This is a genomic window from Pseudomonas neuropathica (assembly GCF_051174785.1).
GTDB classification, from domain to species: domain Bacteria; phylum Pseudomonadota; class Gammaproteobacteria; order Pseudomonadales; family Pseudomonadaceae; genus Aquipseudomonas; species Aquipseudomonas neuropathica_A.
Map to the genome: position 1 here is coordinate 1,744,952 of NZ_CP195111.1, position 25,933 is coordinate 1,770,884.

At 56.4% G+C, this 25,933-nt stretch carries 17 protein-coding genes, 7 tRNA genes, 3 rRNA genes, 1 pseudogene and 1 riboswitch; of the genes and pseudogenes, 5 read left to right on the forward strand and 23 right to left on the reverse strand.

The genetic code is table 11. From position 1 onward, the window contains the following. Positions 1-101 precede the first annotated feature (101 nt). The 6 genes from rrf to ACRRSD_RS07950 all read right to left on the reverse strand — a co-directional run bounded on the left by rrf (position 102) and on the right by ACRRSD_RS07950 (position 6,100). Positions 102-217 (reverse strand): 5S ribosomal RNA (gene rrf, locus ACRRSD_RS07925). Between the two features lie 169 nt (positions 218-386). Beyond that, positions 387-3,280 (reverse strand): 23S ribosomal RNA (locus ACRRSD_RS07930). 247 nt (positions 3,281-3,527) lie between these two features. Further along, a tRNA-Ala gene (locus ACRRSD_RS07935) sits at positions 3,528-3,603 on the reverse strand. 30 nt (positions 3,604-3,633) lie between these two features. After that, positions 3,634-3,710 (reverse strand) — tRNA-Ile (locus tag ACRRSD_RS07940). An 81-nt stretch (positions 3,711-3,791) separates the two neighbouring features. Continuing rightward, positions 3,792-5,328: ribosomal RNA gene (locus tag ACRRSD_RS07945) — 16S ribosomal RNA — on the reverse strand. The 16S, 23S and 5S rRNA genes sit together here with 2 tRNA genes alongside, the layout of an rRNA operon. A 695-nt stretch (positions 5,329-6,023) precedes the next feature. After that, a tRNA-Arg gene (locus ACRRSD_RS07950) sits at positions 6,024-6,100 on the reverse strand. Positions 6,101-6,394: 294 nt separating this feature from the next. On the opposite strand from ACRRSD_RS07950, the gene ACRRSD_RS07955 reads away from it, so the two are divergent. Together ACRRSD_RS07955 and ACRRSD_RS07960 are read left to right on the forward strand one after the other, a co-directional pair. Then, positions 6,395-6,631 (forward strand): hypothetical protein, encoded by a 237-nt coding sequence (locus tag ACRRSD_RS07955; protein WP_435037723.1) that lies wholly within the window; start codon positions 6,395-6,397, stop codon positions 6,629-6,631. Between the two features lie 19 nt (positions 6,632-6,650). After that, on the forward strand, positions 6,651-6,830 hold the full coding sequence (locus tag ACRRSD_RS07960; RefSeq protein ID WP_435037724.1) for a PA3371 family protein: 180 nt from the start codon (positions 6,651-6,653) through the stop codon (positions 6,828-6,830). On the opposite strand, the gene phnN is transcribed toward ACRRSD_RS07960, so the two are convergent. Continuing rightward, entirely contained in the window at positions 6,805-7,374 is a 570-nt protein-coding gene (gene phnN / locus ACRRSD_RS07965; RefSeq protein ID WP_435037725.1) for a phosphonate metabolism protein/1,5-bisphosphokinase (PRPP-forming) PhnN, read from the reverse strand. The genes ACRRSD_RS07960 and phnN overlap by 26 nt on opposite strands. A 390-nt stretch (positions 7,375-7,764) precedes the next feature. On the opposite strand from phnN, the gene ACRRSD_RS07970 reads away from it, so the two are divergent. Beyond that, entirely contained in the window at positions 7,765-8,091 is a 327-nt protein-coding gene (locus ACRRSD_RS07970; RefSeq protein WP_003178899.1) for an Arc family DNA-binding protein, read from the forward strand. A 140-nt stretch (positions 8,092-8,231) separates the two neighbouring features. On the opposite strand, the pseudogene ltrA reads toward ACRRSD_RS07970, so the two are convergent. Beyond that, positions 8,232-9,479: pseudogene (ltrA, locus tag ACRRSD_RS07975) on the reverse strand (group II intron reverse transcriptase/maturase); the annotation flags it as partial. Between the two features lie 319 nt (positions 9,480-9,798). Further along, entirely contained in the window at positions 9,799-11,241 is a 1,443-nt protein-coding gene (mgtE, locus tag ACRRSD_RS07980; protein WP_038366547.1) for a magnesium transporter, read from the reverse strand. Positions 11,242-11,562: 321 nt separating this feature from the next. Between mgtE and ACRRSD_RS07985 the strand changes: the two genes are divergently transcribed. Next, positions 11,563-12,081 (forward strand): cell envelope protein SmpA, encoded by a 519-nt coding sequence (locus ACRRSD_RS07985; protein ID WP_435037726.1) that lies wholly within the window; start codon positions 11,563-11,565, stop codon positions 12,079-12,081. 19 nt (positions 12,082-12,100) lie between these two features. Here ACRRSD_RS07985 and ACRRSD_RS07990 read toward each other — a convergent pair. The 8 genes from ACRRSD_RS07990 to ltaE all read right to left on the reverse strand — a co-directional run bounded on the left by ACRRSD_RS07990 (position 12,101) and on the right by ltaE (position 18,213). Continuing rightward, positions 12,101-12,177, reverse strand: a tRNA-Arg gene (locus tag ACRRSD_RS07990). A 72-nt stretch (positions 12,178-12,249) separates the two neighbouring features. Continuing rightward, positions 12,250-12,326 (reverse strand) — tRNA-Arg (locus ACRRSD_RS07995). A 72-nt stretch (positions 12,327-12,398) separates the two neighbouring features. Further along, positions 12,399-12,475 (reverse strand) — tRNA-Arg (locus tag ACRRSD_RS08000). 107 nt (positions 12,476-12,582) lie between these two features. Beyond that, a tRNA-Ser gene (locus tag ACRRSD_RS08005) sits at positions 12,583-12,673 on the reverse strand. Between the two features lie 62 nt (positions 12,674-12,735). After that, positions 12,736-12,924 carry a carbon storage regulator CsrA gene (gene csrA / locus ACRRSD_RS08010; protein WP_002554426.1) on the reverse strand — a complete coding sequence of 63 codons (189 nt, stop codon included), beginning with the start codon at positions 12,922-12,924 and terminating at the stop codon, positions 12,736-12,738. A gap of 187 nt (positions 12,925-13,111) precedes the next feature. Beyond that, positions 13,112-14,353 (reverse strand): aspartate kinase, encoded by a 1,242-nt coding sequence (locus ACRRSD_RS08015; RefSeq protein WP_007919332.1) that lies wholly within the window; start codon positions 14,351-14,353, stop codon positions 13,112-13,114. A 90-nt stretch (positions 14,354-14,443) separates the two neighbouring features. Further along, the gene (gene alaS / locus ACRRSD_RS08020; protein WP_435037727.1) at positions 14,444-17,062 is read right to left on the reverse strand and encodes an alanine--tRNA ligase; all 2,619 of its coding nucleotides are present in this window, start codon (positions 17,060-17,062) and stop codon (positions 14,444-14,446) included. Between the two features lie 146 nt (positions 17,063-17,208). Continuing rightward, positions 17,209-18,213, reverse strand: coding sequence for a low-specificity L-threonine aldolase (gene ltaE, locus ACRRSD_RS08025; protein ID WP_435037728.1), 1,005 nt, complete (start codon positions 18,211-18,213; stop codon positions 17,209-17,211). Between the two features lie 198 nt (positions 18,214-18,411). Next, positions 18,412-18,584: riboswitch (FMN riboswitch) on the forward strand. 101 nt (positions 18,585-18,685) lie between these two features. Between ltaE and ACRRSD_RS08030 the strand changes: the two genes are divergently transcribed. Continuing rightward, complete coding sequence (locus ACRRSD_RS08030; protein ID WP_016983960.1) at positions 18,686-19,195, forward strand: 6,7-dimethyl-8-ribityllumazine synthase; 510 nt, start codon at positions 18,686-18,688, stop codon at positions 19,193-19,195. A 156-nt stretch (positions 19,196-19,351) separates the two neighbouring features. On the opposite strand, the gene astE is transcribed toward ACRRSD_RS08030, so the two are convergent. From astE to aruF, 6 genes are all read right to left on the reverse strand, one after another. Continuing rightward, positions 19,352-20,362, reverse strand: coding sequence for a succinylglutamate desuccinylase (gene astE, locus ACRRSD_RS08035; RefSeq protein ID WP_435037729.1), 1,011 nt, complete (start codon positions 20,360-20,362; stop codon positions 19,352-19,354). Between the two features lie 12 nt (positions 20,363-20,374). Further along, positions 20,375-20,665: a hypothetical protein gene (locus ACRRSD_RS08040; RefSeq protein ID WP_007919345.1), complete on the reverse strand. Its 291-nt coding sequence runs from the start codon at positions 20,663-20,665 to the stop codon at positions 20,375-20,377. A gap of 57 nt (positions 20,666-20,722) precedes the next feature. Next, positions 20,723-22,069: an N-succinylarginine dihydrolase gene (astB, locus tag ACRRSD_RS08045; RefSeq protein ID WP_016983957.1), complete on the reverse strand. Its 1,347-nt coding sequence runs from the start codon at positions 22,067-22,069 to the stop codon at positions 20,723-20,725. Between the two features lie 163 nt (positions 22,070-22,232). Beyond that, a complete protein-coding gene (gene astD / locus ACRRSD_RS08050) occupies positions 22,233-23,702 on the reverse strand; it encodes a succinylglutamate-semialdehyde dehydrogenase (protein ID WP_435038487.1) in 1,470 nt (489 codons plus the stop codon). Continuing rightward, positions 23,699-24,724, reverse strand: a complete 1,026-nt coding sequence (gene astA / locus ACRRSD_RS08055) for an arginine N-succinyltransferase (protein ID WP_008077921.1) — start codon at positions 24,722-24,724, stop codon at positions 23,699-23,701. Before astA ends, astD begins: the two co-directional genes overlap by 4 nt. A 51-nt stretch (positions 24,725-24,775) precedes the next feature. Beyond that, entirely contained in the window at positions 24,776-25,795 is a 1,020-nt protein-coding gene (gene aruF / locus ACRRSD_RS08060; RefSeq protein ID WP_150693342.1) for an arginine/ornithine succinyltransferase subunit alpha, read from the reverse strand. Positions 25,796-25,933: the final 138 nt, after the last annotated feature.

Consider the following 25,933-nt stretch of genomic DNA (forward strand, 5'->3'; position numbering starts at 1 on the left):
ATTTGAACTTGATAGTCTTCACGAACTTTTATCCCGGATAAACTTTTCTACAGGCAAAACAAAACCCCAACTGCTTTCGCAATTGGGGTTTCGGAATTTAATCTTGACGATGACCTACTCTCACATGGGGAAACCCCACACTACCATCGGCGATGCATCGTTTCACTGCTGAGTTCGGGATGGGATCAGGTGGTTCCAACGCTCTATGGTCGTCAAGAAATTCGGGTACCGAGTCGTGACCAGATGGCCTCGCTTCAGCAAATTGGGTATGTGACAGCTGGTGTTTTGTGAGTCTTTCGAACTTTCGGTTCATTTCGTCTTCACACACCGCAATCTGGTGCTCTCCCGCTTTTCAGCTTGAAGCATGCAAATTGCTTGGGTGTTATATGGTCAAGCCTCACGGGCAATTAGTATTGGTTAGCTCAACGCCTCACAGCGCTTACACACCCAACCTATCAACGTCGTAGTCTTCGACGGCCCTTCAGGGAACTCAAGGTTCCAGTGAGATCTCATCTTGAGGCAAGTTTCCCGCTTAGATGCTTTCAGCGGTTATCTTTCCCGAACATAGCTACCCGGCAATGCCACTGGCGTGACAACCGGAACACCAGAGGTTCGTCCACTCCGGTCCTCTCGTACTAGGAGCAGCCCCTCTCAAATCTCAAACGTCCACGGCAGATAGGGACCGAACTGTCTCACGACGTTCTAAACCCAGCTCGCGTACCACTTTAAATGGCGAACAGCCATACCCTTGGGACCGGCTTCAGCCCCAGGATGTGATGAGCCGACATCGAGGTGCCAAACACCGCCGTCGATATGAACTCTTGGGCGGTATCAGCCTGTTATCCCCGGAGTACCTTTTATCCGTTGAGCGATGGCCCTTCCATACAGAACCACCGGATCACTAAGACCTACTTTCGTACCTGCTCGACGTGTCTGTCTCGCAGTCAAGCGCGCTTTTGCCTTTATACTCTACGACCGATTTCCGACCGGTCTGAGCGCACCTTCGTACTCCTCCGTTACTCTTTAGGAGGAGACCGCCCCAGTCAAACTACCCACCATACACTGTCCTCGATCCGGATAACGGACCTGAGTTAGAACCTCAAAGTTGCCAGGGTGGTATTTCAAGGATGGCTCCACGCGAACTGGCGTCCACGCTTCAAAGCCTCCCACCTATCCTACACAAGCAAATTCAAAGTCCAGTGCAAAGCTATAGTAAAGGTTCACGGGGTCTTTCCGTCTAGCCGCGGATACACTGCATCTTCACAGCGATTTCAATTTCACTGAGTCTCGGGTGGAGACAGCGCCGCCATCGTTACGCCATTCGTGCAGGTCGGAACTTACCCGACAAGGAATTTCGCTACCTTAGGACCGTTATAGTTACGGCCGCCGTTTACCGGGGCTTCGATCAAGAGCTTCGCGTTAGCTAACCCCATCAATTAACCTTCCGGCACCGGGCAGGCGTCACACCCTATACGTCCACTTTCGTGTTTGCAGAGTGCTGTGTTTTTAATAAACAGTCGCAGCGGCCTGGTATCTTCGACCGGCATGAGCTTACGGAGCAAGTCCTTCACCCTCACCGGCGCACCTTCTCCCGAAGTTACGGTGCCATTTTGCCTAGTTCCTTCACCCGAGTTCTCTCAAGCGCCTTGGTATTCTCTACCCAACCACCTGTGTCGGTTTGGGGTACGGTTCCTGGTTACCTGAAGCTTAGAAGCTTTTCTTGGAAGCATGGCATCAACCACTTCGTGTTCTAAAAGAACACTCGTCATCAGCTCTCGGCCTTAAGATCCCGGATTTACCTAAGATCTCAGCCTACCACCTTAAACTTGGACAACCAACGCCAAGCTGGCCTAGCCTTCTCCGTCCCTCCATCGCAATAACCAGAAGTACAGGAATATTAACCTGTTTTCCATCGACTACGCTTTTCAGCCTCGCCTTAGGGACCGACTAACCCTGCGTCGATTAACGTTGCGCAGGAAACCTTGGTCTTTCGGCGTGGGTGTTTTTCACACCCATTGTCGTTACTCATGTCAGCATTCGCACTTCTGATACCTCCAGCAAGCTTCTCAACTCACCTTCACAGGCTTACAGAACGCTCCTCTACCGCATCATCCGAAGATGATACCCGTAGCTTCGGTGTATGGTTTGAGCCCCGTTACATCTTCCGCGCAGGCCGACTCGACTAGTGAGCTATTACGCTTTCTTTAAAGGGTGGCTGCTTCTAAGCCAACCTCCTAGCTGTCTAAGCCTTCCCACATCGTTTCCCACTTAACCATAACTTTGGGACCTTAGCTGACGGTCTGGGTTGTTTCCCTTTTCACGACGGACGTTAGCACCCGCCGTGTGTCTCCCATGCTCGGCACTTGTAGGTATTCGGAGTTTGCATCGGTTTGGTAAGTCGGGATGACCCCCTAGCCGAAACAGTGCTCTACCCCCTACAGTGATACATGAGGCGCTACCTAAATAGCTTTCGAGGAGAACCAGCTATCTCCGAGCTTGATTAGCCTTTCACTCCGATCCACAGGTCATCCGCTAACTTTTCAACGGTAGTCGGTTCGGTCCTCCAGTTAGTGTTACCCAACCTTCAACCTGCCCATGGATAGATCGCCCGGTTTCGGGTCTATTCCCAGCGACTAGACGCCCTATTAAGACTCGCTTTCGCTACGCCTCCCCTATTCGGTTAAGCTCGCCACTGAAAATAAGTCGCTGACCCATTATACAAAAGGTACGCAGTCACAGAACAAAGTCTGCTCCCACTGCTTGTACGCATACGGTTTCAGGATCTATTTCACTCCCCTCTCCGGGGTTCTTTTCGCCTTTCCCTCACGGTACTAGTTCACTATCGGTCAGTCAGTAGTATTTAGCCTTGGAGGATGGTCCCCCCATATTCAGACAAAGTTTCTCGTGCTCCGTCCTACTCGATTTCATGACCAAGAGATTTTCGCGTACAGGGCTATCACCCACTATGGCCGCACTTTCCAGAGCGTTCCGCTAATCTCAAAGCCACTTAAGGGCTAGTCCCCGTTCGCTCGCCACTACTAAGGGAATCTCGGTTGATTTCTTTTCCTCAGGGTACTTAGATGTTTCAGTTCCCCTGGTTCGCCTCTTGCACCTATGTATTCAGTACAAGATAACCATCTTATGATGGCTGGGTTCCCCCATTCAGACATCTCCGGATCAAAGTCTGTTTGCCGACTCCCCGAAGCTTTTCGCAGGCTACCACGTCTTTCATCGCCTCTGACTGCCAAGGCATCCACCGTATGCGCTTCTTCACTTGACCATATAACCCCAAGCAATCTGGTTATACTGTGAAGACGACATTCGCCGAAAATTCGAATTCCTCAATTAAGAGAACTCACAAATTTTACCTTAGCCTGATCCGTTACCAGTGAAAGTAACGTTCAGTCTATCTTTCTATCACATACCCAAATTTTTAAAGAACGAACTAGTCAAAGACTAGAAATCAACATTCATCATCATCTTGATGGAATGCTCATTTCTAAGCTTTCAAACTTTAGAAGCAGTAGTGGTGGAGCCAAGCGGGATCGAACCGCTGACCTCCTGCGTGCAAGGCAGGCGCTCTCCCAGCTGAGCTATGGCCCCGTATTTCTACAGGCGTTTCCCACACAAAATTGGTGGGTCTGGGCAGATTCGAACTGCCGACCTCACCCTTATCAGGGGTGCGCTCTAACCAACTGAGCTACAGACCCAATTTCGGGCTGCTTCTTTCGTCTTCTTCAATGAATCAAGCAATTCGTGTGGGAACTTATGGAGCAGCTGATGTCGTCGATTAAGGAGGTGATCCAGCCGCAGGTTCCCCTACGGCTACCTTGTTACGACTTCACCCCAGTCATGAATCACACCGTGGTAACCGTCCTCCCGAAGGTTAGACTAGCTACTTCTGGTGCAACCCACTCCCATGGTGTGACGGGCGGTGTGTACAAGGCCCGGGAACGTATTCACCGTGACATTCTGATTCACGATTACTAGCGATTCCGACTTCACGCAGTCGAGTTGCAGACTGCGATCCGGACTACGATCGGTTTTATGGGATTAGCTCCACCTCGCGGCTTGGCAACCCTTTGTACCGACCATTGTAGCACGTGTGTAGCCCAGGCCGTAAGGGCCATGATGACTTGACGTCATCCCCACCTTCCTCCGGTTTGTCACCGGCAGTCTCCTTAGAGTGCCCACCATAACGTGCTGGTAACTAAGGACAAGGGTTGCGCTCGTTACGGGACTTAACCCAACATCTCACGACACGAGCTGACGACAGCCATGCAGCACCTGTCTCAATGTTCCCGAAGGCACCAATCCATCTCTGGAAAGTTCATTGGATGTCAAGGCCTGGTAAGGTTCTTCGCGTTGCTTCGAATTAAACCACATGCTCCACCGCTTGTGCGGGCCCCCGTCAATTCATTTGAGTTTTAACCTTGCGGCCGTACTCCCCAGGCGGTCAACTTAATGCGTTAGCTGCGCCACTAAGAGCTCAAGGCTCCCAACGGCTAGTTGACATCGTTTACGGCGTGGACTACCAGGGTATCTAATCCTGTTTGCTCCCCACGCTTTCGCACCTCAGTGTCAGTATCAGTCCAGGTGGTCGCCTTCGCCACTGGTGTTCCTTCCTATATCTACGCATTTCACCGCTACACAGGAAATTCCACCACCCTCTACCATACTCTAGCTCGACAGTTTTGAATGCAGTTCCCAGGTTGAGCCCGGGGATTTCACATCCAACTTAACGAACCACCTACGCGCGCTTTACGCCCAGTAATTCCGATTAACGCTTGCACCCTCTGTATTACCGCGGCTGCTGGCACAGAGTTAGCCGGTGCTTATTCTGTCGGTAACGTCAAAACAGCAAAGTATTAATTTACTGCCCTTCCTCCCAACTTAAAGTGCTTTACAATCCGAAGACCTTCTTCACACACGCGGCATGGCTGGATCAGGCTTTCGCCCATTGTCCAATATTCCCCACTGCTGCCTCCCGTAGGAGTCTGGACCGTGTCTCAGTTCCAGTGTGACTGATCATCCTCTCAGACCAGTTACGGATCGTCGCCTTGGTGAGCCATTACCTCACCAACTAGCTAATCCGACCTAGGCTCATCTGATAGCGCAAGGCCCGAAGGTCCCCTGCTTTCTCCCGTAGGACGTATGCGGTATTAGCGTTCCTTTCGAAACGTTGTCCCCCACTACCAGGCAGATTCCTAGGCATTACTCACCCGTCCGCCGCTGAATCCAGGAGCAAGCTCCTCTCATCCGCTCGACTTGCATGTGTTAGGCCTGCCGCCAGCGTTCAATCTGAGCCATGATCAAACTCTTCAGTTCAAACATCTTTGGGTTTTTAAGAAACCCTAAACTTGGCTCAGCAATCGTTGGTTACATCTTTGATTTCTCGCGGAGTAACTTGTGATGCTGATAATCTTGTTGACTATCAGTCTGATTCCACAAGCACCCACACGAATTGCTTGATTCAGTTGTTAAAGAGCGGTTGGTTAAGATCTTTCGTCTCAACCGAGGCGCGCATTCTACAGCAGCCTCATTTGCTGTCAAGTGATTATTTTCAGAAGTTTTCGAAGAATTCTTCAACAACTTCAACCACTTGCGCCTCCGATCTCTCGTCAGCGGGAGGCGAATTCTACAGCGTTACACGCTGCTGTCAACACCTCTTTTTCAACTTCCTTTCTGGCTTCGATGAACTGAAGCACCTCGCCGCCGAAACCTACATAACTCATTGAATATCAAGGAGTTTTCCGTTTCGACTGCGCCGGAAGTGGGGCGAATTATAGACATCTGAAATCTGCCGTCAACCGTTAATTTCGTTTTTATCCAAATCCGGCCAAAGACGTCTCCGCAGCCCTACCTATATAGAAGCAGAACTCGCGACGCCACCCGAAATCAACATGAGGGGCAACGCTGGCCGCGGGCGGGGCATGCATAGCCACACCAATAGCGGAGACAAACGAGAGGATTGAGCGATTTAGTGAGAAGGAGCTATGGAGGAATGGAATTGAATATATAGATGGTGTCCCAGGGCAGGTTCGAACTGCCAACCTTCCCCTTAGGAGGGGGATGCTCTATCCAATTGAGCTACTGAGACACACGCTTGTCGCAGCAGACGCTGCATGACGGACGGCGTGCATGTTAACCACCGAACCCCGGTTTGTCATGTCGTCCGTAGGGCTTTTTAAGTGTAGGCAGGGACCCCGTCATGCTGCGGGAAGATTTACCGTGCATTTTGCACTCCTCTCAAAAACCCGCCATTGCAAATTGCAACCAAAAAAACCAGAAAAACCTTCTTAAATGACTGTTTTTAAAGAACTTAACAGGGTTTAGACTATTGGCACGACGCCTGCTTTGGCTGTTCTATAGACGAACACTCGGAGCCACGCCCATGAACAGCACCCTTTTGCTTGCAAACGCAATTGCTCTGGCGGTTTTGGTGAGTTCTCATTTTCTCCCTGAGGAAGGTGCTCCTCAAACGTTTGCCCAGCGCATGCCCCATTACTTGCAAGTGCAGAGAACACCACAGCTGGCAGTCCTGAGTGATCAGGAAGGCTTTACCACGGAGGCCGTCAGTATTTCCGAGCAGGCACTGCCAACAACAGCCTCCGAACATCTGGTTTTTTGAATATTTTCAGGAGTACAACATGTCCAAGTCAGCTGCAGGATTTCTGATCCTCGCCTTATTGAGTGGCATTGTGCATTTATCGCTGTTCGAGGACACCGAAATCACCCTGCCGCTAATTGTCAGCGGTGTTGCCACTGTGATGTTCGTGCTAGCCCTGGCTGCAGGACGAAAGATCAAATTTGACCCGGTACTGCGTTGAGATCGATCAAACTCAAAAGATGACTGACCGTTTCATTCAGATCACCAGAATTATCGATGTGATGGACAGGTCCGTCACTTGACCCCCTATCCTTGAACAGCGCATTACGAGCGAGCCTTGCGTCAACTTGCTCAAGCGTCTCTCGACCACGCCTCAGCAGACGCTCTCGCAACACCTCATCCCTGACCGTCAGCAAAACCGGCAACAATGTCGGGTAACGCTCTAGCGCTTGCCGAAGGTTAGCCCGGGAGCCATTAACCAAAACAGACTGCCCGGCACTCAACCGCCGATCCATTTCCACTGGAATTCCGTAAGCGAGACCATTGGCACGCCATGCCAGTGAAAAATCACCAGCACGCTCGCGCCGCTCGAATTCTTCCGGCGTCACCCCAATAGCATCCTCCCCCACCGATTCCGCCGATCGGGTAATCACCCTACGCATCACTTCACAGTTAAACGCACGCAATGGCTCGCGAGCAGCCTCAATCAGACTGTCCTTGCCTGACCCGGACGGCCCCATCAAATAAATCAGCTTGCCATCCATCCTGAAAACGCCCTCCGGCAAGTGTATGGCACTAGTAAATCGGCAATTTGCCACTATCCTGTACAGGTAAGGAACAAGGATGCAGAACCCGCATAGCATGCACGTTCTGATGGCTTCGGACATCAACAGATGTGCAGCAGGAGGCGGACCAGGTTGCGGACAGAGGCGAAGATTTCAAACCAGTCCGCATTTCTGATAATTGGTGCTGGCATTACGCCTTTACCCAGCTCAATATTTGTCACAGAATTGACGCCAATGATCTGGCAATTTTGAGGCATGATGCGGGCCTCTTAACAATTCAGGTTGAACCATTTGGCGCGGATGCTTGTCCTACCACACATCCTGCGGCCAATCCCGAGAACCGCTCCCCTGAACTAACCGGTTAAATATATGCGCCCATTGAAACAGGCAATTTATTCCAGCCGTACGGCTGACAAGTTTGTCGTACGTCTGCCAGACGGAATGCGTGAACGCATTGCCGAGGTGGCTCGCAATCATCATCGCAGCATGAACTCCGAGATCATTGCGCGCCTTGAGCAGAGTCTTATTCAGGAAGGCGCACTGGGCGAAGAGCTGAGCATGCGCCTCGACAGTCCGGAACTGTCACTGCACGAGCGCGAGCTGTTGCAACGCTTCCGTCAACTTTCTCATCGCCAGCAGAACGCCTTGGTGTCCTTGATCGCCCACGACGCAGAAATGGCAGCAGACGCGTCCTGAGTCATACCGAACATCTCAAGCCAGCTTAACAGCTGGCTTTTTTTTGCGCGGAATTTGAGAATTCGCAGGATCGAGTAGGAGGCGGATTCACATCCGCCGTCCTCTCACACCACCGTACATACGGTTCCGTATACGGCGGTTCAAGTTATGCGGTTAAGCCGGTTTATCGTATCCAGTATCGAGACCAGTCCGAGTCGATCCCACAGCTTCTTCGGTAGCGCCTGATTCATATGTGGCGCTCCTGAGTTCCACCATGGGCCTCGGCCATTGACTGCCGATTTCCACGCCCGCGCCTCACCGAGTCCCAGACGCATCAAGTTGCGCGCCCTCGTAGAGGGCCGCTTCCATTGACGCCAGATGACACAGCGAAGCTTATGACGTACCCAGCCATCCAACTCCTCAAGCGGTCGCTTGCTCTGGCTTAGCTTGAAGAAGCCAGCCCAACCACGCAGCACGGGGTTTATCCGCTCGATGACAGTCGCCATCTTGTGGCCCCGCGCTCCGCGCAGCAGGTCTCTGAGTCGGTCGCGCAAGCGACCCAAGCTCATCGTCGCCACTCGCAGCCTCGGCTGTTGGTGCCAGCTCATTCCGTAACCCAGATAATCGCAGGCCCAAGGCCGCGCCACGCGGCTCTTTTCCCGGTTCAGCGTCAGTTTCAGGCGCTGGCTCAGGAAACGCTCGACACCGGCCATTACTCGCGCGCCTGCCCGCTGACTGCGCACATAAATGTTCGCGTCGTCGGCATAACGCACGAAGCGATGGCCTCGCCGTTCCAGCTCGCGGTCGAGTTCGTTGAGCAGGATGTTCGACAGCAACGGCGAGAGCGGGCCGCCTTGCGTCGTCCCCTCCTGCCGCCGACTGGCAATACCACCTGCCATCGCCCCGGCTTCGAGAAAACGACGGATCAGCGTGAGCACCCGCTTGTCTTCGATTTGGCGCTCGATGCAGGCCATCAATACATCGTGGTTGACCCGATCAAAGAACTTCTCCAGATCGAGCTCCACACACCAGCGGTGACCCGCCGCCACATGGCCGCGGGCTGTTTCGATGGCTTGGTGGGCGCTTCTGCCCGGACGAAAGCCATAGCTGTAGTCCGAGAACAGCGGATCGAAGATCGGCGTGAGCTGTTGCAGCAGGGCCTGTTGAATCAGGCGATCCACAACGTTGGGAATACCCAATTGCCGTGTTCCGCCTTTGGGTTTGGGAATATCGACGGCGCGTACACCTTGCGGGTGATACTCGCCGGCCAGCAACCGAGTCTTGAGGGTCGGCCAATACTGTTTCACATAGCCCGCCAACTGGTCGACCGTCATGCCATCGGCACCCGGTGCGCCCTTGTTGCTGGCTACGCGTTGATACGCACGCCTGAGGTTGGCGGGTGCAAGCACCCACCCCATCTACGTCACAGCGTTCCGTGCAAGTATTGGGCTTTAACGGTTTGGGCCGTCTTACCCCGCTGCGCCGCCTCTATCCGCTTCCTGTTCGTCAGGCCAGCATTTTGCCTCGGGCTTCCTTCAGATTCGCAGTCACCCGCGACACCCTTGCCTCTGGCTAACACTTCCCCTTGCCGGGTGTGTAGAGGACTTCCACCTCCAAGTCACCAGCGTGGCCACCACAGCCAAGCTGGTTGCGCTTGCGCGCAACGCGCCATGCCTGGCGCACCCAAAAAAAGCCCGCCAGATGGGCGGGCTGTTTCGATAGCGCAGATCAGAGCAGGAAGATTGTCGCCAGCCCCAGGAAGATAAAGAAGCCACCGCTATCGGTCATGGCGGTAATCATCACACTGGCACCCATGGCCGGGTCCCGCCCCATTTTCGCCAGGGTCATAGGGATCAATACCCCCATCAACGCAGCCAGCAACAGGTTGAGCGTCATCGCCGCCGTCATCACCACACCTAACGACCAACTGCCGTAGAGCAGATAAGCAACCACACCGATCACCCCACCCCAGACCAGACCGTTGATCAGGCCTACGGCCAACTCCTTGCGCATCAAGCGCGAAGTATTGCCAGTGCTGACCTGATCGAGCGCCATCGCGCGAACGATCATGGTGATCGTCTGATTACCGGAGTTGCCACCAATACCCGCCACAATCGGCATCAGTGCCGCGAGCGCTACCAGCTTCTCGATCGAGCCTTCGAACAGGCCGATTACCCGCGAAGCCACAAATGCAGTGATCAGATTGATCGCCAGCCACGCCCAACGGTTGCGCAGCGACTTCCAGACCGAGGCGAAGATGTCTTCCTCCTCACGCAGACCCGCCATGTTGAGGACTTCGCTTTCGCTCTCTTCACGAATCAGGTCGACCATTTCGTCGATGGTCAGTCGGCCGATCAACTTGCCGTTCTTGTCGACCACTGGAGCCGAGATCAAGTCGTAACGCTCGAACGCCTGAGCAGCGTCGTAAGCGTCCTCGTCGGGATGAAAACTCACCGGATCACTGGCCATGACTTCAGCCACTTGTTTTTCCGGATCGTTGACCAGCAAGCGTTTGATCGGCAGTACACCTTTGAGCACACCGTCGTAATCGACCACGAACAGCTTATCGGTATGGCCCGGCAACTCTTTCAGACGACGCAGGTAACGCAAGACGACTTCGAGGCTGACATCCTCACGGATTGTCACCATTTCGAAGTCCATCAGCGCACCGACCTGCTCCTCGTCATAGGACAAGGCCGAGCGCACACGCTCGCGCTGCTGGTTATCCAGACTCTCCATCAGCTCATGGACGACGTCTCGCGGCAGCTCGGAAGCCAGGTCAGCAAGTTCATCAGCGTCCATGTCCTTGGCCGCAGCCAGGAGCTCGTGATCATCCATGTCGGCGATCAGCGTCTCACGAACAGAATCGGATACTTCGAGAAGAATGTCGCCGTCTCGATCAGCCTTGACCAGTTGCCATAGCGTCAGACGATCGTCCAGCGGCAAGGCTTCAAGGATATAGGCGACGTCGGCGGAGTGCAGATCATCGAGCTTGCGTTGTAGCTCGACGAGATTTTGTCGGTGAACCAGGTTTTCGACGCGATCGTGATGGGCGCCTTCCTGGCGATGAGTCAGATCTTCGACGACCCGCTGGCGCTGCAGCAGCTCAACGACCTGAGCCAGGCGATCCTGCAGGCTTTCTTGTGTTTTCTTTACTTCGATTTCAGACATAGGCGAACTCCACTCCCAGCAGCGGGGCACGCCGGAAGGATCAATCAGTCAATTCATGATTGGTGAAACGGGGTACTGAGTAACTACTGGGTAAGTCCATGGAGGTTTTCCATAAGCCCCGGCGGGGCTGACGGGCGCAATGATACACCGCCTGACGGTTTAAAACGTTAAAAAATCGCGGTCGAAACAAGCGCTTGCGAAACAAACCTGAGCGCTGTCCTGATCCCTGCAAATGCGACGACTTATCCTGAAAAGAAAACACACCACCGGCGAGAAATGTATCGACTACCCTTCAGCGTAGATCGTCATGGAGGACGTCGAATGCCATCGAAACCCCTATTCTTTTTACTCGCCAGCCTGCTTTGTCTCCCGCCCGCCGGGGCCGCCACCAGCCTTCATCGCTGTGAAGCCGTTGACGGCAGAGTCACCTTCACCAGCATGAGTTGCGCGAACGGCGAACAGCGTTCAGTGCAGGAGGTCCACCCCTACTCGCCCGGATCCGTTGTGGCGGTGATGCCGGAACACAACCATGAAGAAATGACCGGTATGAAAACCAAAGGACGCGAACCCGGCGTCATAGGCGTTGCTGACGACCCATGTGGAAACCTGATCGATGCCAGGCAACGGCGTGCAGCGATCATCAATCAACGCGTGATTGCCGGTATGACTCAGCAGGATGTGGAAAGCGCGCTGGGCAAACCAGACAGGGTAAATATTCGGACGTCAACGATGAGCTATCGCTATGACCTCAAGCGAGGCAGAAGTGCTCAAGTCGATTTTGATGAGAGGGGATGCGTGAAAGGAAAAGCCAAATCCCGGACAGCAAAAAGCCCGCGATAAACGCGGGCTTTTCGGTATATGGTGCACTCGACAGGATTCGAACCTGTGACCGCTCGGTTCGTAGCCGAGTACTCTATCCAGCTGAGCTACGAGTGCAATTTGTGTTTTTAGACCAGACCACAACTGGCTGAAACCAAGTTACTTACATTGCTGCAATTAACTCTTAAATGGTGCACTCGACAGGATTCGAACCTGTGACCGCTCGGTTCGTAGCCGAGTACTCTATCCAGCTGAGCTACGAGTGCAATTTGTGTTTTTAGACCAGACCACAACTGGCTGAAACCAAGTTACTTACATTGCTGCAATTAACTCTTAAATGGTGCACTCGACAGGATTCGAACCTGTGACCGCTCGGTTCGTAGCCGAGTACTCTATCCAGCTGAGCTACGAGTGCATTTGTTGCGCCGCATTATAGCCCGTCTAATCTCTATTCCAACCACTTTTTCTATTAATTTCAACAACTTACAGAAAAAGCCAGATTACGACGTACTAAGCAAATAATGGCGGAGAACGGGGGATTCGAACCCCCGACACCCTTTTGAGGTGTACTCCCTTAGCAGGGGAGCGCCTTCGGCCACTCGGCCAGCTCTCCGCAACACGGGGCGTATCTTAACCAACCTTTTCCCCGTTTGCAAACATAAAAATCGATAAAAATTAATGGCTTGGTTCTTCGTCCTTCTCTTTCTTTATACGCAGGTAAATTTCCTCACGGTGCACGGCAACCTCTTTCGGCGCGTTCACACCAATACGCACCTGGTTTCCTTTAACGCCGAGCACGGTCACGGTGATTTCGCCATCACCGATAATCAGGCTTTCTGCGCACCGACGAGTCAGAATCAGCATACCTTTCTCCTTACGCAATTCACTTCAGGGACAACAGTCTGCAAAAAAAAGGCACCCGACCTACAACCGGAGCGATCGTAGCCCTACATGCCTGAGTATTGACCAGCGCGAGCAAAAGAACAGTTCAGGACTCGCGCCATTCAAAAAATAAAGGGCGCGGTCAGACCGCGCCCTTCAAGAAACGGAATTACTCGCCTTGACGGGCCGGAGCATCCAGTTCGAAAGCCGTGTGCAGGGCGCGCACGGCCAATTCCAGATACTTCTCTTCGATGACCACGGAAACCTTGATTTCCGAAGTCGAGATCATCTGGATGTTGATGCTTTCTTTTGCCAGGGATTCGAACATGCGGCTGGCCACGCCTGCGTGGGAACGCATGCCGACGCCGACGATCGAGACCTTGGCAATCTTGGTGTCGCCAACCACTTCACGGGCACCGATCTCACGAGCGGTGTTTTCCAGCACGGTCTGTGCGGCCTGGTAGTCGTTGCGGTGCACGGTGAAGGTGAAGTCGGTGGTGTTATCGTGCGCGACGTTCTGCACGATCATGTCGACTTCGATGTTCGCGGCACTGATCGGGCCGAGAATCTTGAACGCCACGCCCGGGGTGTCTGGCACGCCACGGATGGTCAGCTTGGCTTCATCGCGGTTGAAAGCGATGCCGGAAATGATCGGCTGTTCCATGGTTTCCTCTTCATCAATAGTAATGAGGGTGCCCGGACCCTCCTTGAAGCTGTGCAGTACGCGCAGCGGAACGTTGTACTTGCCGGCGAATTCCACCGCACGGATCTGCAACACCTTGGAACCGAGGCTGGCCATTTCCAGCATCTCTTCGAAGGTAATCTTGTCCAGACGCTGAGCGACCGGCACAACGCGCGGGTCGGTGGTGTAAACGCCATCAACGTCAGTGTAGATCTGGCACTCGTCAGCCTTCAACGCAGCAGCCAGTGCCACGCCGGTAGTGTCGGAACCGCCACGACCGAGAGTAGTAATGTTGCCGTGCTCGTCGACACCCTGGAAACCGGCGACAACCACCACGCGACCGGCTTTCAGATCACCGCGAATCTTCTGGTCATCAATCTGCAAGATACGCGCTTTATTGTGCGCACTGTCGGTCAGGATCCGCACCTGATTACCGGTGTACGACACCGCTGGCACACCGCGCTTGATCAGCGCCATGGCCAACAGGGCAATCGTCACCTGCTCACCAGTGGAAACGATCACGTCCAGTTCACGCGGAACCGGTTGCGTGTCGCCACTGATTTGCTTGGCCAGATCGATCAGACGGTTGGTTTCGCCGCTCATTGCAGACAGCACAACCACCAGGTCATCGCCGGCATCGCGGAATTTCTTAACCTTGTCGGCGACCTGCTCGATTCTCTCGACAGTACCGACCGAGGTGCCTCCAAATTTCTGTACGATCAAAGCCATTTCAAAGCCGCCTCTGCCCATGAAGGGCGCCCAATAATCACTCGAACAGCCGCCCGGCCCGCCACTAGACTGCGGGCCGCACGGACTGCCTTATAAACCCTGCTCGACGAATGGAACGGTCAGCGCCAGTGCACCATCCAGCGCGCCGGCGTCGATACCGCCGCCCTGCGCCATGTCCGGACGACCACCGCCCTTCCCGCCCACTGCCGCAGCAGCCTGCTTCATCAAATCACCGGCTTTGAGTTGGCCAGTCAGGTCCTTGGTTACGCCTGCAACCAGTACGACCTTTTCCTCATGGACACTGCCGAGCAGGATCACTGCGCGGCCGAGTTTGTTCTTCAACTGATCAACCAGCGCCAGCAGCGCCTTGGCGTCCTGACCATCCAGACGTGCGGCCAAAACCTTCACGCCTTTGACGTCCAGAGCCGAAGACGACAGATCGTCGCCCGCAGCGCTGGCCGCCTTGGCTTGCAACTGCTCGAGTTGCTTCTCCAGTTGGCGGTTGCGCTCCAGCACAGCCGACAGCTTGTCGATCAGGTTGTCGCGGCTGCCCTTGACCAGGCTGGCCGCTTCCTTGAGTTGTTCTTCTGCAGCATTCAAGTAGGCCAGTGCCGCAGCACCGGTGACTGCCTCGATACGACGCACGCCCGAAGCCACACCGCCTTCGCTGATGATTTTCAGCAGGCCGATGTCGCCGGTACGGTTGGCGTGGATACCGCCGCACAGCTCGACGGAGAAATCGCCGCCCATGCTCAGCACGCGCACGTTGTCGCCGTACTTCTCGCCGAACAGCGCCATGGCGCCTTTGTTCTTCGCGGTTTCGATGTCGGTTTCTTCGGTTTCAACGGCGGAGTTCTTGCGGATCTCGGCGTTGACGATGTCTTCCAGCGCCTTGATCTGCTCAGGCTTGATCGCTTCAAAGTGGCTGAAGTCGAAACGCAGACGCTGGCTATCCACCAACGAACCTTTCTGTTGAACGTGCTCGCCCAGTACCTGACGCAGTGCAGCGTGCAGCAAGTGCGTGGCCGAGTGGTTAAGCGATGTTGCGTGACGCACCTCGGCATCGACGTGAGTTTCCACAGGGGCGCCAATGGTCAGGCTGCCCGAATCCAGCACACCGTGGTGCAGGAAGGCGCCGCCGGTCTTGGTGGTGTCACGTACATCGAAACGTGCGTTGCCCGCCTGAAGGAAACCGCAGTCGCCGATCTGGCCGCCGGATTCAGCGTAGAACGGCGTCTGATTCAGAACGATCACCGCCTCTTCGCCTTCATTCAAGACGTCGACCGACTGGCCATCTTTATAGATAGCGACGATTTTTGCCGAACCGCTGGTATCGATGTAACCGGTGAACTCGGTGGCCACATCAACCTTGACCAGGGTGTTGTAGTCCAGACCGAACGAGCTGGCCGAACGCGCACGAACACGCTGGGCCTCCATCTCACGCTCGAAACCGGCTTCGTCGACAGTCAGGCTGCGCTCGCGGGCGATGTCGGCGGTCAGGTCCATCGGGAAACCGTAGGTGTCGTAGAGTTTGAACACCACATCGCCCGGCACCACGGTGCCTTTGAGTTCCAGCAGATCCTGCTCGAGGATCTTCAGGCCGTGCTCCAGGGTCTTGGAGAACTGCTCTTCTTCAGCCTTGAGCACGCGCTCGATGTTGCTCTGCTGCTTCTTCAGTTCCGGGAAGGCTTCGCCCATCTCGGCAACCAGTGCAGCGACGATCTTGTAGAAGAAGCTGCCGGTGGCACCCAGCTTGTTGCCGTGACGGCAGGCGCGACGGATGATCCGACGCAGCACATAGCCGCGACCTTCGTTGGACGGCAGTACGCCGTCGGCGATCAGGAAACCGCACGAGCGGATGTGGTCGGACACCACTTTCAGCGAAGACTGGTCGCCGTTTTCGCAACCGATGGCTTCAGCCGAGGCCTTCAGCAGGTTCTTGAACAGGTCGATGTCGTAGTTGGAATTGACGTGCTGCATCACCGCACTGATCCGCTCCAGGCCCATGCCGGTGTCGACCGACGGCGCTGGCAACGGATGCAACACGCCATCGGCGGTGCGGTTGAACTGCATGAATACGTTGTTCCAGATTTCGATGTAACGGTCACCGTCTTCTTCCGGCGAGCCTGGCGGGCCGCCCCAGATGTGGTCGCCGTGATCGTAGAAAATCTCGGTGCATGGGCCGCACGGGCCGGTGTCGCCCATGGTCCAGAAGTTGTCGGAAGCGTACGGCGCGCCTTTGTTGTCGCCGATGCGGATCATGCGCTCGACCGGCACACCGATTTCTTTGGTCCAGATGTCATACGCTTCGTCGTCGGAGGCGTAGACGGTAACCCAGAGTTTTTCCTTCGGCAGTTGCAGAACGCCGGTCAGGAAGGTCCACGCGTAGGTAATCGCGTCCTTCTTGAAGTAGTCACCGAAGCTGAAGTTACCGAGCATTTCGAAGAATGTGTGGTGACGAGCGGTATAACCGACGTTTTCCAGGTCGCTGTTCTTGCCACCGGCACGCACGCATTTCTGGCTGCTGGTCGCGCGGGTGTACGCACGTTTTTCCTGGCCCAGGAAGCAGTCCTTGAACTGGTTCATCCCCGCGTTAGTGAACAGCAGGGTTGGGTCGTTGCCCGGAATCAAAGAGCTGGAGGCTACACGGGTGTGGCCTTGCTCTTCGAAGAAGCGAAGGAAGGCTTCACGGATTTCTGCGCTTTTCATTAGGTTCTTCCACGGAGGCTGCGGCCAAAGGCCTGTTCGAAACGTCAACAGACGAAGCGACGGCAAAGGGCCGCATTATATCGGCCCTACGCGCGGGGTACAGCGTGTTTATACGATAGAAACGGTCAATTGGACGGCTAACGCTGTCACTTGCGCGAAAACTCGACGAATGTCGCGATCACTTGCTCGATTTGCGAACGATTGACGTCCATGTGCGTGACCATACGCAGGCGCGCGGCGGCGCTCAACTTGATCCCGCGTTCGGCAGCAAAGGCCTTGATCGCTTCGGCCTTGTCGCCCATTTGCACATAAACCATGTTGGTTTGCACCGGTTCGACGATGAAACCTGCTTCACGCAGACCATCGGCCAGCAGTTGCGCATTGGCGTGGTCGTCTGCCAGACGCTCGACGTTGTGATCCAGCGCGTACAGCCCCGCCGCTGCCAGCAAGCCGGCCTGACGCATGCCGCCACCAACCATTTTGCGCAAACGACGAGCCTTGCCGATCAACTCGACCGAACCGCACAACACTGAGCCCACTGGTGCGCCTAGGCCTTTGGACAGGCACACCGATACCGAATCGAAATGCCTGGTGATTTCTCGAGCATCCACACCAAGTTTCACCGCTGCGTTGTACAGGCGCGCGCCGTCGAGATGCAGCTGCAAGCCTTTGTCCTGAGTGAAGCGGCGAGCGCGGGCCAGATATTCCAGCGACAGGACTTTGCCCTGCATGGTGTTTTCCAGCGCCAGCAAACGAGTGCGCGCGAAGTGGAAGTCGTCCGGCTTGATTGCTGCCGCGACCTGATCCAGATCCAGCGAGCCATCGGCCTGCACTTCCAGCGGCTGTGGCTGGATCGAGCCAAGTACTGCTGCACCACCGCCCTCGTACTTGTAGGTATGCGCCTGCTGGCCAACGATGTATTCGTCGCCGCGCTCACAATGCGCCATCAACCCCAGCAGATTGCTCATGGTGCCGGTAGGCACGAACAACGCGGCGGCGAAACCCAAACGCTTGGCCAACTCCGCTTCCAGACGATTGACCGTTGGATCTTCGCCGTAAACGTCATCACCGGTGTCCGCCGCAGTCATCGCGTCGAGCATGGCCGGAGTCGGTTGGGTGACGGTGTCGCTGCGAAGATCGATAACGCTCATGAACCTGGCCTCAAGTCAGCAGGGGAAATCCCTTTACGAAGTGGAATTACTGCGGTCACCGCGTGGATTAATCAACCCTTGCGCAAGGAAAAGTCATTTCGAGCCTGCAAAAAAATCGATGGCAATCATCAGAAAGGCGCAATGCACAGACACACAATCTGTGTTAAAAACGCGGCGCCGCCCGAGAAAGGGCGGCAAAAACGTTCTCAGGGCGGGGTGCAATTCCCCACCGGCGGTAATTGCGCGCAATGCGCATAGCCCGCGAGCGCTTGGCGGCGAACACGGCATTAAGCAGTGATCGACGGCAAGGTCAGCAGACCCGGTGTGATCCCGGGGCCGACGGTCATAGTCCGGATGAAGAGAGAACGGGATTAACGCCAAAGGGCCGTCCGCGCGATGTCGTGCGTGTGCGCACCCTTGAATCCCTTTCGATTCATAACGCCCTGTTTTTCACACAAACAGGAGTCAGAACATGCAACCCACCGCTATCGACAGCAAAAGCAAACACCCGCATGGTGAGCGCGTCGCGTTCATCCAGGCCTGCTGGCACAAGGAAATCGTCGATCAGAGCCGTAAAGGCTTCGTCGCCGAAATGATTGCCTTGGGTTATCAGGAATCGGACATCGATATCTTCGAAGTCGGCGGCGCCTTTGAAATGCCTCTGCACGCCAAGTTGCTGGCCAAAACCGGCCGTTACGCCGGCATCGTCGCCGCTGCTCTGGTGGTGGACGGCGGCATCTACCGTCACGAGTTCGTTGCCCAGTCGGTGGTCAGCGGCCTGATGCAGGTGCAGCTGGAAACCGAAGTGCCGGTGTTCTCGGTGTCGCTGACGCCGCATCACTTCCATGCTGGCGACGAGCATCAGAAGTTCTTCTTTGAGCACTTTGTGCATAAAGGTCAGGAAGCAGCAAGGACTTGCGCGGATACACTGCAGAAGGTTCGTGCGCTGCGCCGTACTGAGCCGCGTGCTGTAGCGGTCTGATAGCCCATGGGTGAGGCCTTGGGCCTCACTCTTTCCACTGTGGGAGCGAGCTTGCTCGCGAAAGCGGACTGACAGCCAACTCAAATATTGAATGTCAGATAGCATTCGCGAGCAAGCTCGCTCCCACAGGGTTATATGCCGAAACCGAAACTGGGGTCAGGCGAGATTTTCGTCGGTGGTCGGGACGATCAGGATGCCCGCCCGCAGACCGTTCTTGACCTTGGGATTCGGGAAGATAATTCGCGCGCCCTCTTCCTCGATGATCCAGCGGGTATTGGCCAGATCTTCGGCCAGCACATAACCCACTTCCAACTCGGAAAAGTTTTCGATGTCCTGCGGCAGGTTGAGGCGGAACGCATCGCTGTGCTTGATGATTTCCCGCGCGACGCTGAACAGCTGCAACCCGTCCAGGCCTTCCACGGCAACCTCTGGTTCGGTGCCTTCGATGATCTGCTTCAGGCGGGTTTCCAGCAGAGAGACGTTAACCCCGTCGTTCTGCCCGAACGGCCGTGCCTTGCCCAGTTCCAGCGTGAAAGCCTCGGCACCGAGCTTGTCGTAGGTGTACGAGCTGAACACGATCGACGGTTTGTTCTGCAACAGCACCGCTTCCATCCCGGCAGCGCGCAATCGCGCCAGTTCAAGACGCGAATGCCGGCGCCCTTCCTTCCAAGGATACAAGGCAAACTGCTCGATCTTCGAGCCGCGAATCGCCGTGTGCAGGTCGTAATGCAGGCGCTGGCGATCCGGCAGGCTGAAGAAACTTGCGGCCAAACGCTCCAGCTCACAGGCCCGCAGAGCTTCCGAGCCACTGCTTTGTTCATGACGGCCGTTGAACAGCCGGTTGACGTCCTGCTCGACGAAACGCTCGCCTTTGCGAATCGCTTCCGGGTTGCCGAACAGGAACAGAATGCGTGCGCGCGGCTTAAGATCGCCGCGAGCGATGTCGTGCAGCAGCCGATCAAGCAACTCGATCGGCGCGGTTTCATTGCCATGGATGCCTGCCGACAGCAGCAGGTCCAGGCCATTGTCGCGTGCTTGCGGTGGCCGGACTTCCAGCGCACCTTCGCTCAACCAGCGCATACGCACGCCTTCGACAGTCAGTTGAGTCTTCTCCGCCGGTTCGCGGCCGGCGAGGGTCAGTTCAAGCAGTTTGCCGAGGGCGAGCATAGAGCGGTTTCCTTAGTGGTCGTGGTTGCAATCCGGGCCGTGCACGTGGTCTTCGTCGTCGCCGACGTCAGCCGGTTCCATTTCCAGTTGCAGACTTACCAGATTAGTCGCCAATGGGCGCAGCAGCAGGTTGGCGTACTCGGCGTCACCTTCTTCAACGTCCACGCCGATCAGCAGCTGGCCACGGCCGTCCTGCTGGATCCACAGCTCTTTGCCTTGCCACATGACCGCGACGCGGGTGCAGGAGGTCTCCAGTTGCGTGCCGTCGGTGTCTTCAAGGATCAGCTGCAGGGAATCGCTCATGTTTTTACTCTCTTGGGGAGACAAGCCGCGCGCCGCGTTCAGGCGACGCGCCGGCCATCAATTGATCTGGAATGGATAAACCGCGCCCAGTTTAAGGATTTGCGTCAGTTCATCCAGTGCCGTCCGGCATTCAAGCAGCAATTGCGGATCCGCCAGATCGGTTTCGCTCAGGCGGTCGCGGTAGTGTTTTTCAACCCATGCGGTCAACGAACCGTACAACGGTGGCGTCATGATAACCCCTGGGTTGACGGCTGCCAGTTCGGTTTCGTTAAGCGCGACGCGCAGTCGCAGGCACGCCGGGCCACCGCCGTTCTGCATGCTTTGCTTGAGGTCGAAGACTTTTACTTCGCGGATCAGACCGCCGGAGCTGGTCAGGCTTTGCAGGTAAGCCCAGACGCGCTCGTTGGCCTGGCACTCCTGCGGCACGATCAGCAACATCGAGCCATCAGGACGCGAGAGCAATTGGCTGTTGAACAGGTACGAGCGCACCGCGTCATCCACGGTCACCGCCGAACGCGGCACGCACACGGACTGGAAGTTGCCACCGACCTTGGCCAGTTTGCTTTGCAGCTCGGCCAGCATCGACTCGGTGTCGAGGAAGGCGTCCTCGTGATAGAACAGCACCTCGCCATTACCCACTGCGATCACGTCGTTGTGGAACACGCCCTGATCGATCACGTTCGGGTTTTGCTGGGCGTAGACGACGCCTTCGTCACGCAGACCGTGCAGACGCGCAACGGCTTGCGAGGCTTCGAGGGTCTGGCGCGCCGGATATTTCTGTGGCGCCGGGAAACGATTGTCGAAAGCACTGCGACCGAACACGAAAAACTCGACGCCTGCTTCGCCATACTCACGGCAGAAACGCGTGTGGTTGGCCGCGCCTTCGTCGCCGAATTGCGCCACTGCCGGCAACGCGGCGTGATGGGCGAAGTGCTGCTGATTGGCGAACATCGCGCCGAGCACGCGGCTAGTGGTCGGGTGCTCGATGCTGCGGTGGTATTTGCAGTTGAGGTTGGCGGCGGTGAAGTGCACGCGACCGTCAGCGGTGTCGGCACTCGGGCTGACCGTGGCAGCGTTGGCTACCCACATGCTCGACGCCGAGCAACTGGCGACCAGCAGCGGCATGGCTTCTTTGGCGGCGCGCTCGATCACTTGCGCATCAGTGCCACTGAAACCCAGGCGGCGCAGAGCGGCCACGTCCGGACGTTCCTGTGGCGCCAGCACACCCTGCTGAAAGCCCATTTCCATCAGCGCTTTCATCTTCGCCAGACCTTGCAGCGCCGCTTCCTTCGGATTCGAAGACTGCTGGCTGTTGCTCTGGGAGGCAACGTTGCCGTAGGACAGACCACCGTAGTTATGGGTCGGCCCCACTAGACCGTCAAAATTGACTTCATAGGATTTCATCAGCGAGGCTCCACGAGAATCTGTTGTTATAGGCTTCAGTAACTATTCTTTGCGACCGAGGCGCGGCCTTCGCGAGCAGGCTCGCTCCCACAGGTTCGGTGGTGGTCACACATGTTGTGCACGACACAAATCCTGTGGGAGCGAGCCTGCTCGCGAATGGCCGTTACGCCATTTTCACGCCTGGCGTGAGGGCCGATGGCAACACCAGGCTCGGGGTTTCCAGCGACGCCACCGGATACGCGCAATAATCCGCTGCGTAATAGGCGCTGGCACGATGGTTACCCGAAGCCCCGACACCACCAAAAGGCGCACTGCTCGCAGCACCAGTCAGCTGTTTGTTCCAGTTGACGATGCCGGCACGGCTTTCCAGCCAGAACTGCTGATAGCGCGCTTCGGAATCCGATAACAGACCAGCGGCCAGACCATAAGCAGTGTCATTGGCCTCAGTGATCGCCGCTTCGAAATCAACATAGCGAATCACTTGCAGCAACGGTCCGAACAGCTCTTCGTCTGGACGCTCGGCAACCGCCGTCACATCAATAATGCCCGGTGTGAGCAACGCGGCTTGCGCCTGCGGCTGAGTCATTTCCAGCAGCGACACCGCACCATTGGCCAACAGATGTGCTTGAGCGTCCATCAGCGCTTTCGCCGCGCCAAGGGAAATCACCGAGCCCATGAATGGCGCCGGTTGCTGATCGAAAGCACCAACTTCAATGGTCGCGCTGACTTTAACCAGTCGCTGCAACAGACTGTCGCCCCACGCGCCTTGCGGCACCAGCAAGCGGCGTGCACAGGTGCAGCGCTGACCGGCAGAGATGAACGCCGACTGAATGATCGTGTAAACCGCCGCATCCAGATCCGCGACCTGATCGACCACCAGCGGATTGTTGCCGCCCATTTCCAGCGCCAGAATCTTGTCCGGGCGCCCGGCGAATTGCTGGTGCAGGTGATTGCCGGTGCGGCTCGAGCCGGTGAAGAACAGACCATCGATGCCCGGGTTCGCCGCCAGCGCGATGCCGGTTTCGCGAGCGCCTTGCAGCAGGTTCAAAACGCCTGCCGGCAGACCGGCTTCGATCCAGCATTTGACTGTCAGCTCGGCAACTTTCGGGGTCAGTTCGCTTGGTTTGAACAGCACGCTGTTACCCGCCAGCAGCGCCGGAACAATGTGGCCGTTCGGCAAGTGGCCGGGGAAGTTGTAAGGACCGAACACCGCCACCACACCATGCGGCTTGTGGCGTAGTACGGCGGTGGCGTCGCCCAACGGGCCGCTCTTCTCGCCGGTACGCTCACGGTAGCTCTGCACCGAGATGGCAATCTTGTTGACCATACTGGTGACTTCGGTCGCGGCTTCCCACAGCGGTTTACCGGTTTCTTCACCGATGGTGCGGGCCAGTTCGTCAGCGTGGTTTTTCAGCGCAGCGGCAAACGCCTCCAGCACAGTGATGCGCTCGTCCAGCGAACGCCGCGCCCAGCCCGGAAACGCCTGACGCGCAGCTTGTACAGCCGACTCGACTTGAGCGGTGGTTGCGCCCTCCCCCGACCACAGCACTTGCTGGGTCACCGGGTTCAGCGATTGAAAAGCTTCGCCCTGACCGGCCAGCCACTCACCTGCGATGTATAGCGAATTCATTATTTCGACTCCCGTGCAGCGGACAACGCCACGGCGCGCACTTGATCGCCAGCGTTGAGTTGAAGACGTTTGGCGGTCTGCGGATCGACCACCAGGGTGCCGGCGGCGAGACGCGCCGGCGCAGCAGTGATGCGGCAGTCTTCGCGCTTGCGGTTATGGATGATGAATGGCGTGGCGTCGTCGCCCGGCGTGCCGACGGCCAGCACCAGCGCTTCGCTGTCACGTACTGCGCGGATCTTGCCGGTTTCGCATTCGATGGCTGGGCCTGCGTCGAAGATGTCGACATAACCCTGATAGCTGAAACCTTCGCCCTTGAGCATCGCCAAGGCTGGCTCGGTGTCCGGGTGAACCTGACCGATGACACTGCGCGCGCCTTCGGAGAGGAAGCAGGTGTACAGCGGGAATTTCGGCATCAGCTCAGCGATGAACGCCTTGTTGCCGACACCGGTGAGGTAATCGGCCTGGCTGAATTCCATTTTGAAGAAGTGCCGACCGAGGCTTTCCCAGAACGGCGAACGGCCGGCGTCATCAGACACACCACGCATTTCGGCAATGATCTTGTTGCCAAACAGTTCAGGGAATTCGGCGATGAACAGCATCCGCGCTTTCGACAACATGCGACCGTTGAGACCGCTGCGATAATCGGCGTGCAGAAACAGCGAGCACAGCTCGGAATTACCGGTCAGGTCGTTGGCCAGAAACAGCGTCGGAATTTCGCGATAGATGTTCAGCTCTTGCGAAGCGCTGACCGTCAGGCCGACTCGGAAGTTGTACCAAGGCTCACGCATGCCGACCGCGCCAGCGATGGCGGAAATCCCCACCACGCGGCCGTCATCGTCTTCGAGCACGAACAGGTAGTCCGCATCACCACGGCCGGCTTCACCGCGAAAGGTCTTCTCGGCCCAGCCGACCCGATGGGCCAGACGTTCTTCGTTGGCCGGCAAGGTCGTGAGGCCGGTGCCGGTGCTGCGGGCCAAGTCGATCAGAGCGGCTAAATCGCTGCTGCGTACAGGACGAACAATCATGCTATCTCCTCAAACGGGCCGCCTTCGCCACCCGTGAAACTCGCTAAGGCGTTAAACCGCCACCAGGCGCACGCTGGCACCTTCACCGACGCCCAGGGCTTCGGCTGCTTCCAGATCCAGAGTCACCGGTTTGCCCGGCGCGTAATCCAGCTCCAGCAGCACCGCGCGGTAATCCTGCAACTGCGCGTTGGCCACCAGATACTGGCGCCCGGCACCTTTGACCGGCTCGCCGATCTTCACCGGCACCACACGGCTCTGGGCGATCGAACGGATCCCCGAAACACGTGCATGCAGGGTCGGGCCACCGTCGAAAATATCGATGTAGTGATCGGTCTCGAAGCCTTCGCGCATCAGGATGTCGAAGGTGATCTGCGCACGCGGGTGCACCTGGCCCATCGCCTCTTGGGCGGAATCCGGCAGCAGTGGTACGTAGATCGGGTAATGCGGCATCAGCTCGGCCAGGAACGTGCGGCTTTTCAGCCCACACAGACGCTCGGCTTCGGCGTAGTTGAGGTCGAAGAAGTTGCGACCGATCGCATCCCAGAACGGCGAATCGCCGTTTTCATCGCTGTAACCGACGATCTCGGTCACCACCGAATCGGCGAAACGCTCCGGGTGGCTGGCAACGAACAACAGACGGCCACGGGAGTTGAGTTCCGACCACGGTGAACCCACCAGCTCGCGCTGCACGTAGAAACTGGTCAGCAAGCTGTTGCCGGTCAGATCGTGGCACTGCGAGAGCACGTGGATCTTGTTGTGGATCTTCAGCTCGCGAGAAGCGTGCACGAAAGTCTCGTTGCGAAAACTGTAGAACGGCTCCGAATAACCGGCCGAAGCAACGATGGCCGAGCAGCCGACCAGCTTGCCGGTGATCGAGTCTTCGAGAACGAAAAAGTAGCTTTCCTCGCCGTTGAAGCTCACTTCAGCAGCGAACGAGGCTTCGCTCGCAGCGATCTTGTCGCTCAGACGTTCCACGTCATCCGGCAAGGAAGTGACACCAATCGGGCTGTCCGCAGCCAGACGCTGTACCTCGCCCAGATCAGCCATTTGCGCGGGGCGCATCACCAGCATGGTGTCACTCCTTTCTCTTATGAATTCACAGAAAAAATAACCGGACACTGTGGGAGCGAGCTTGCTCGCGAAAGCGGTGTATCAGTCAGCATAGATGGCGACTGAAACTCCCTCTTCGCGAGCAGGCTCGCTCCCACA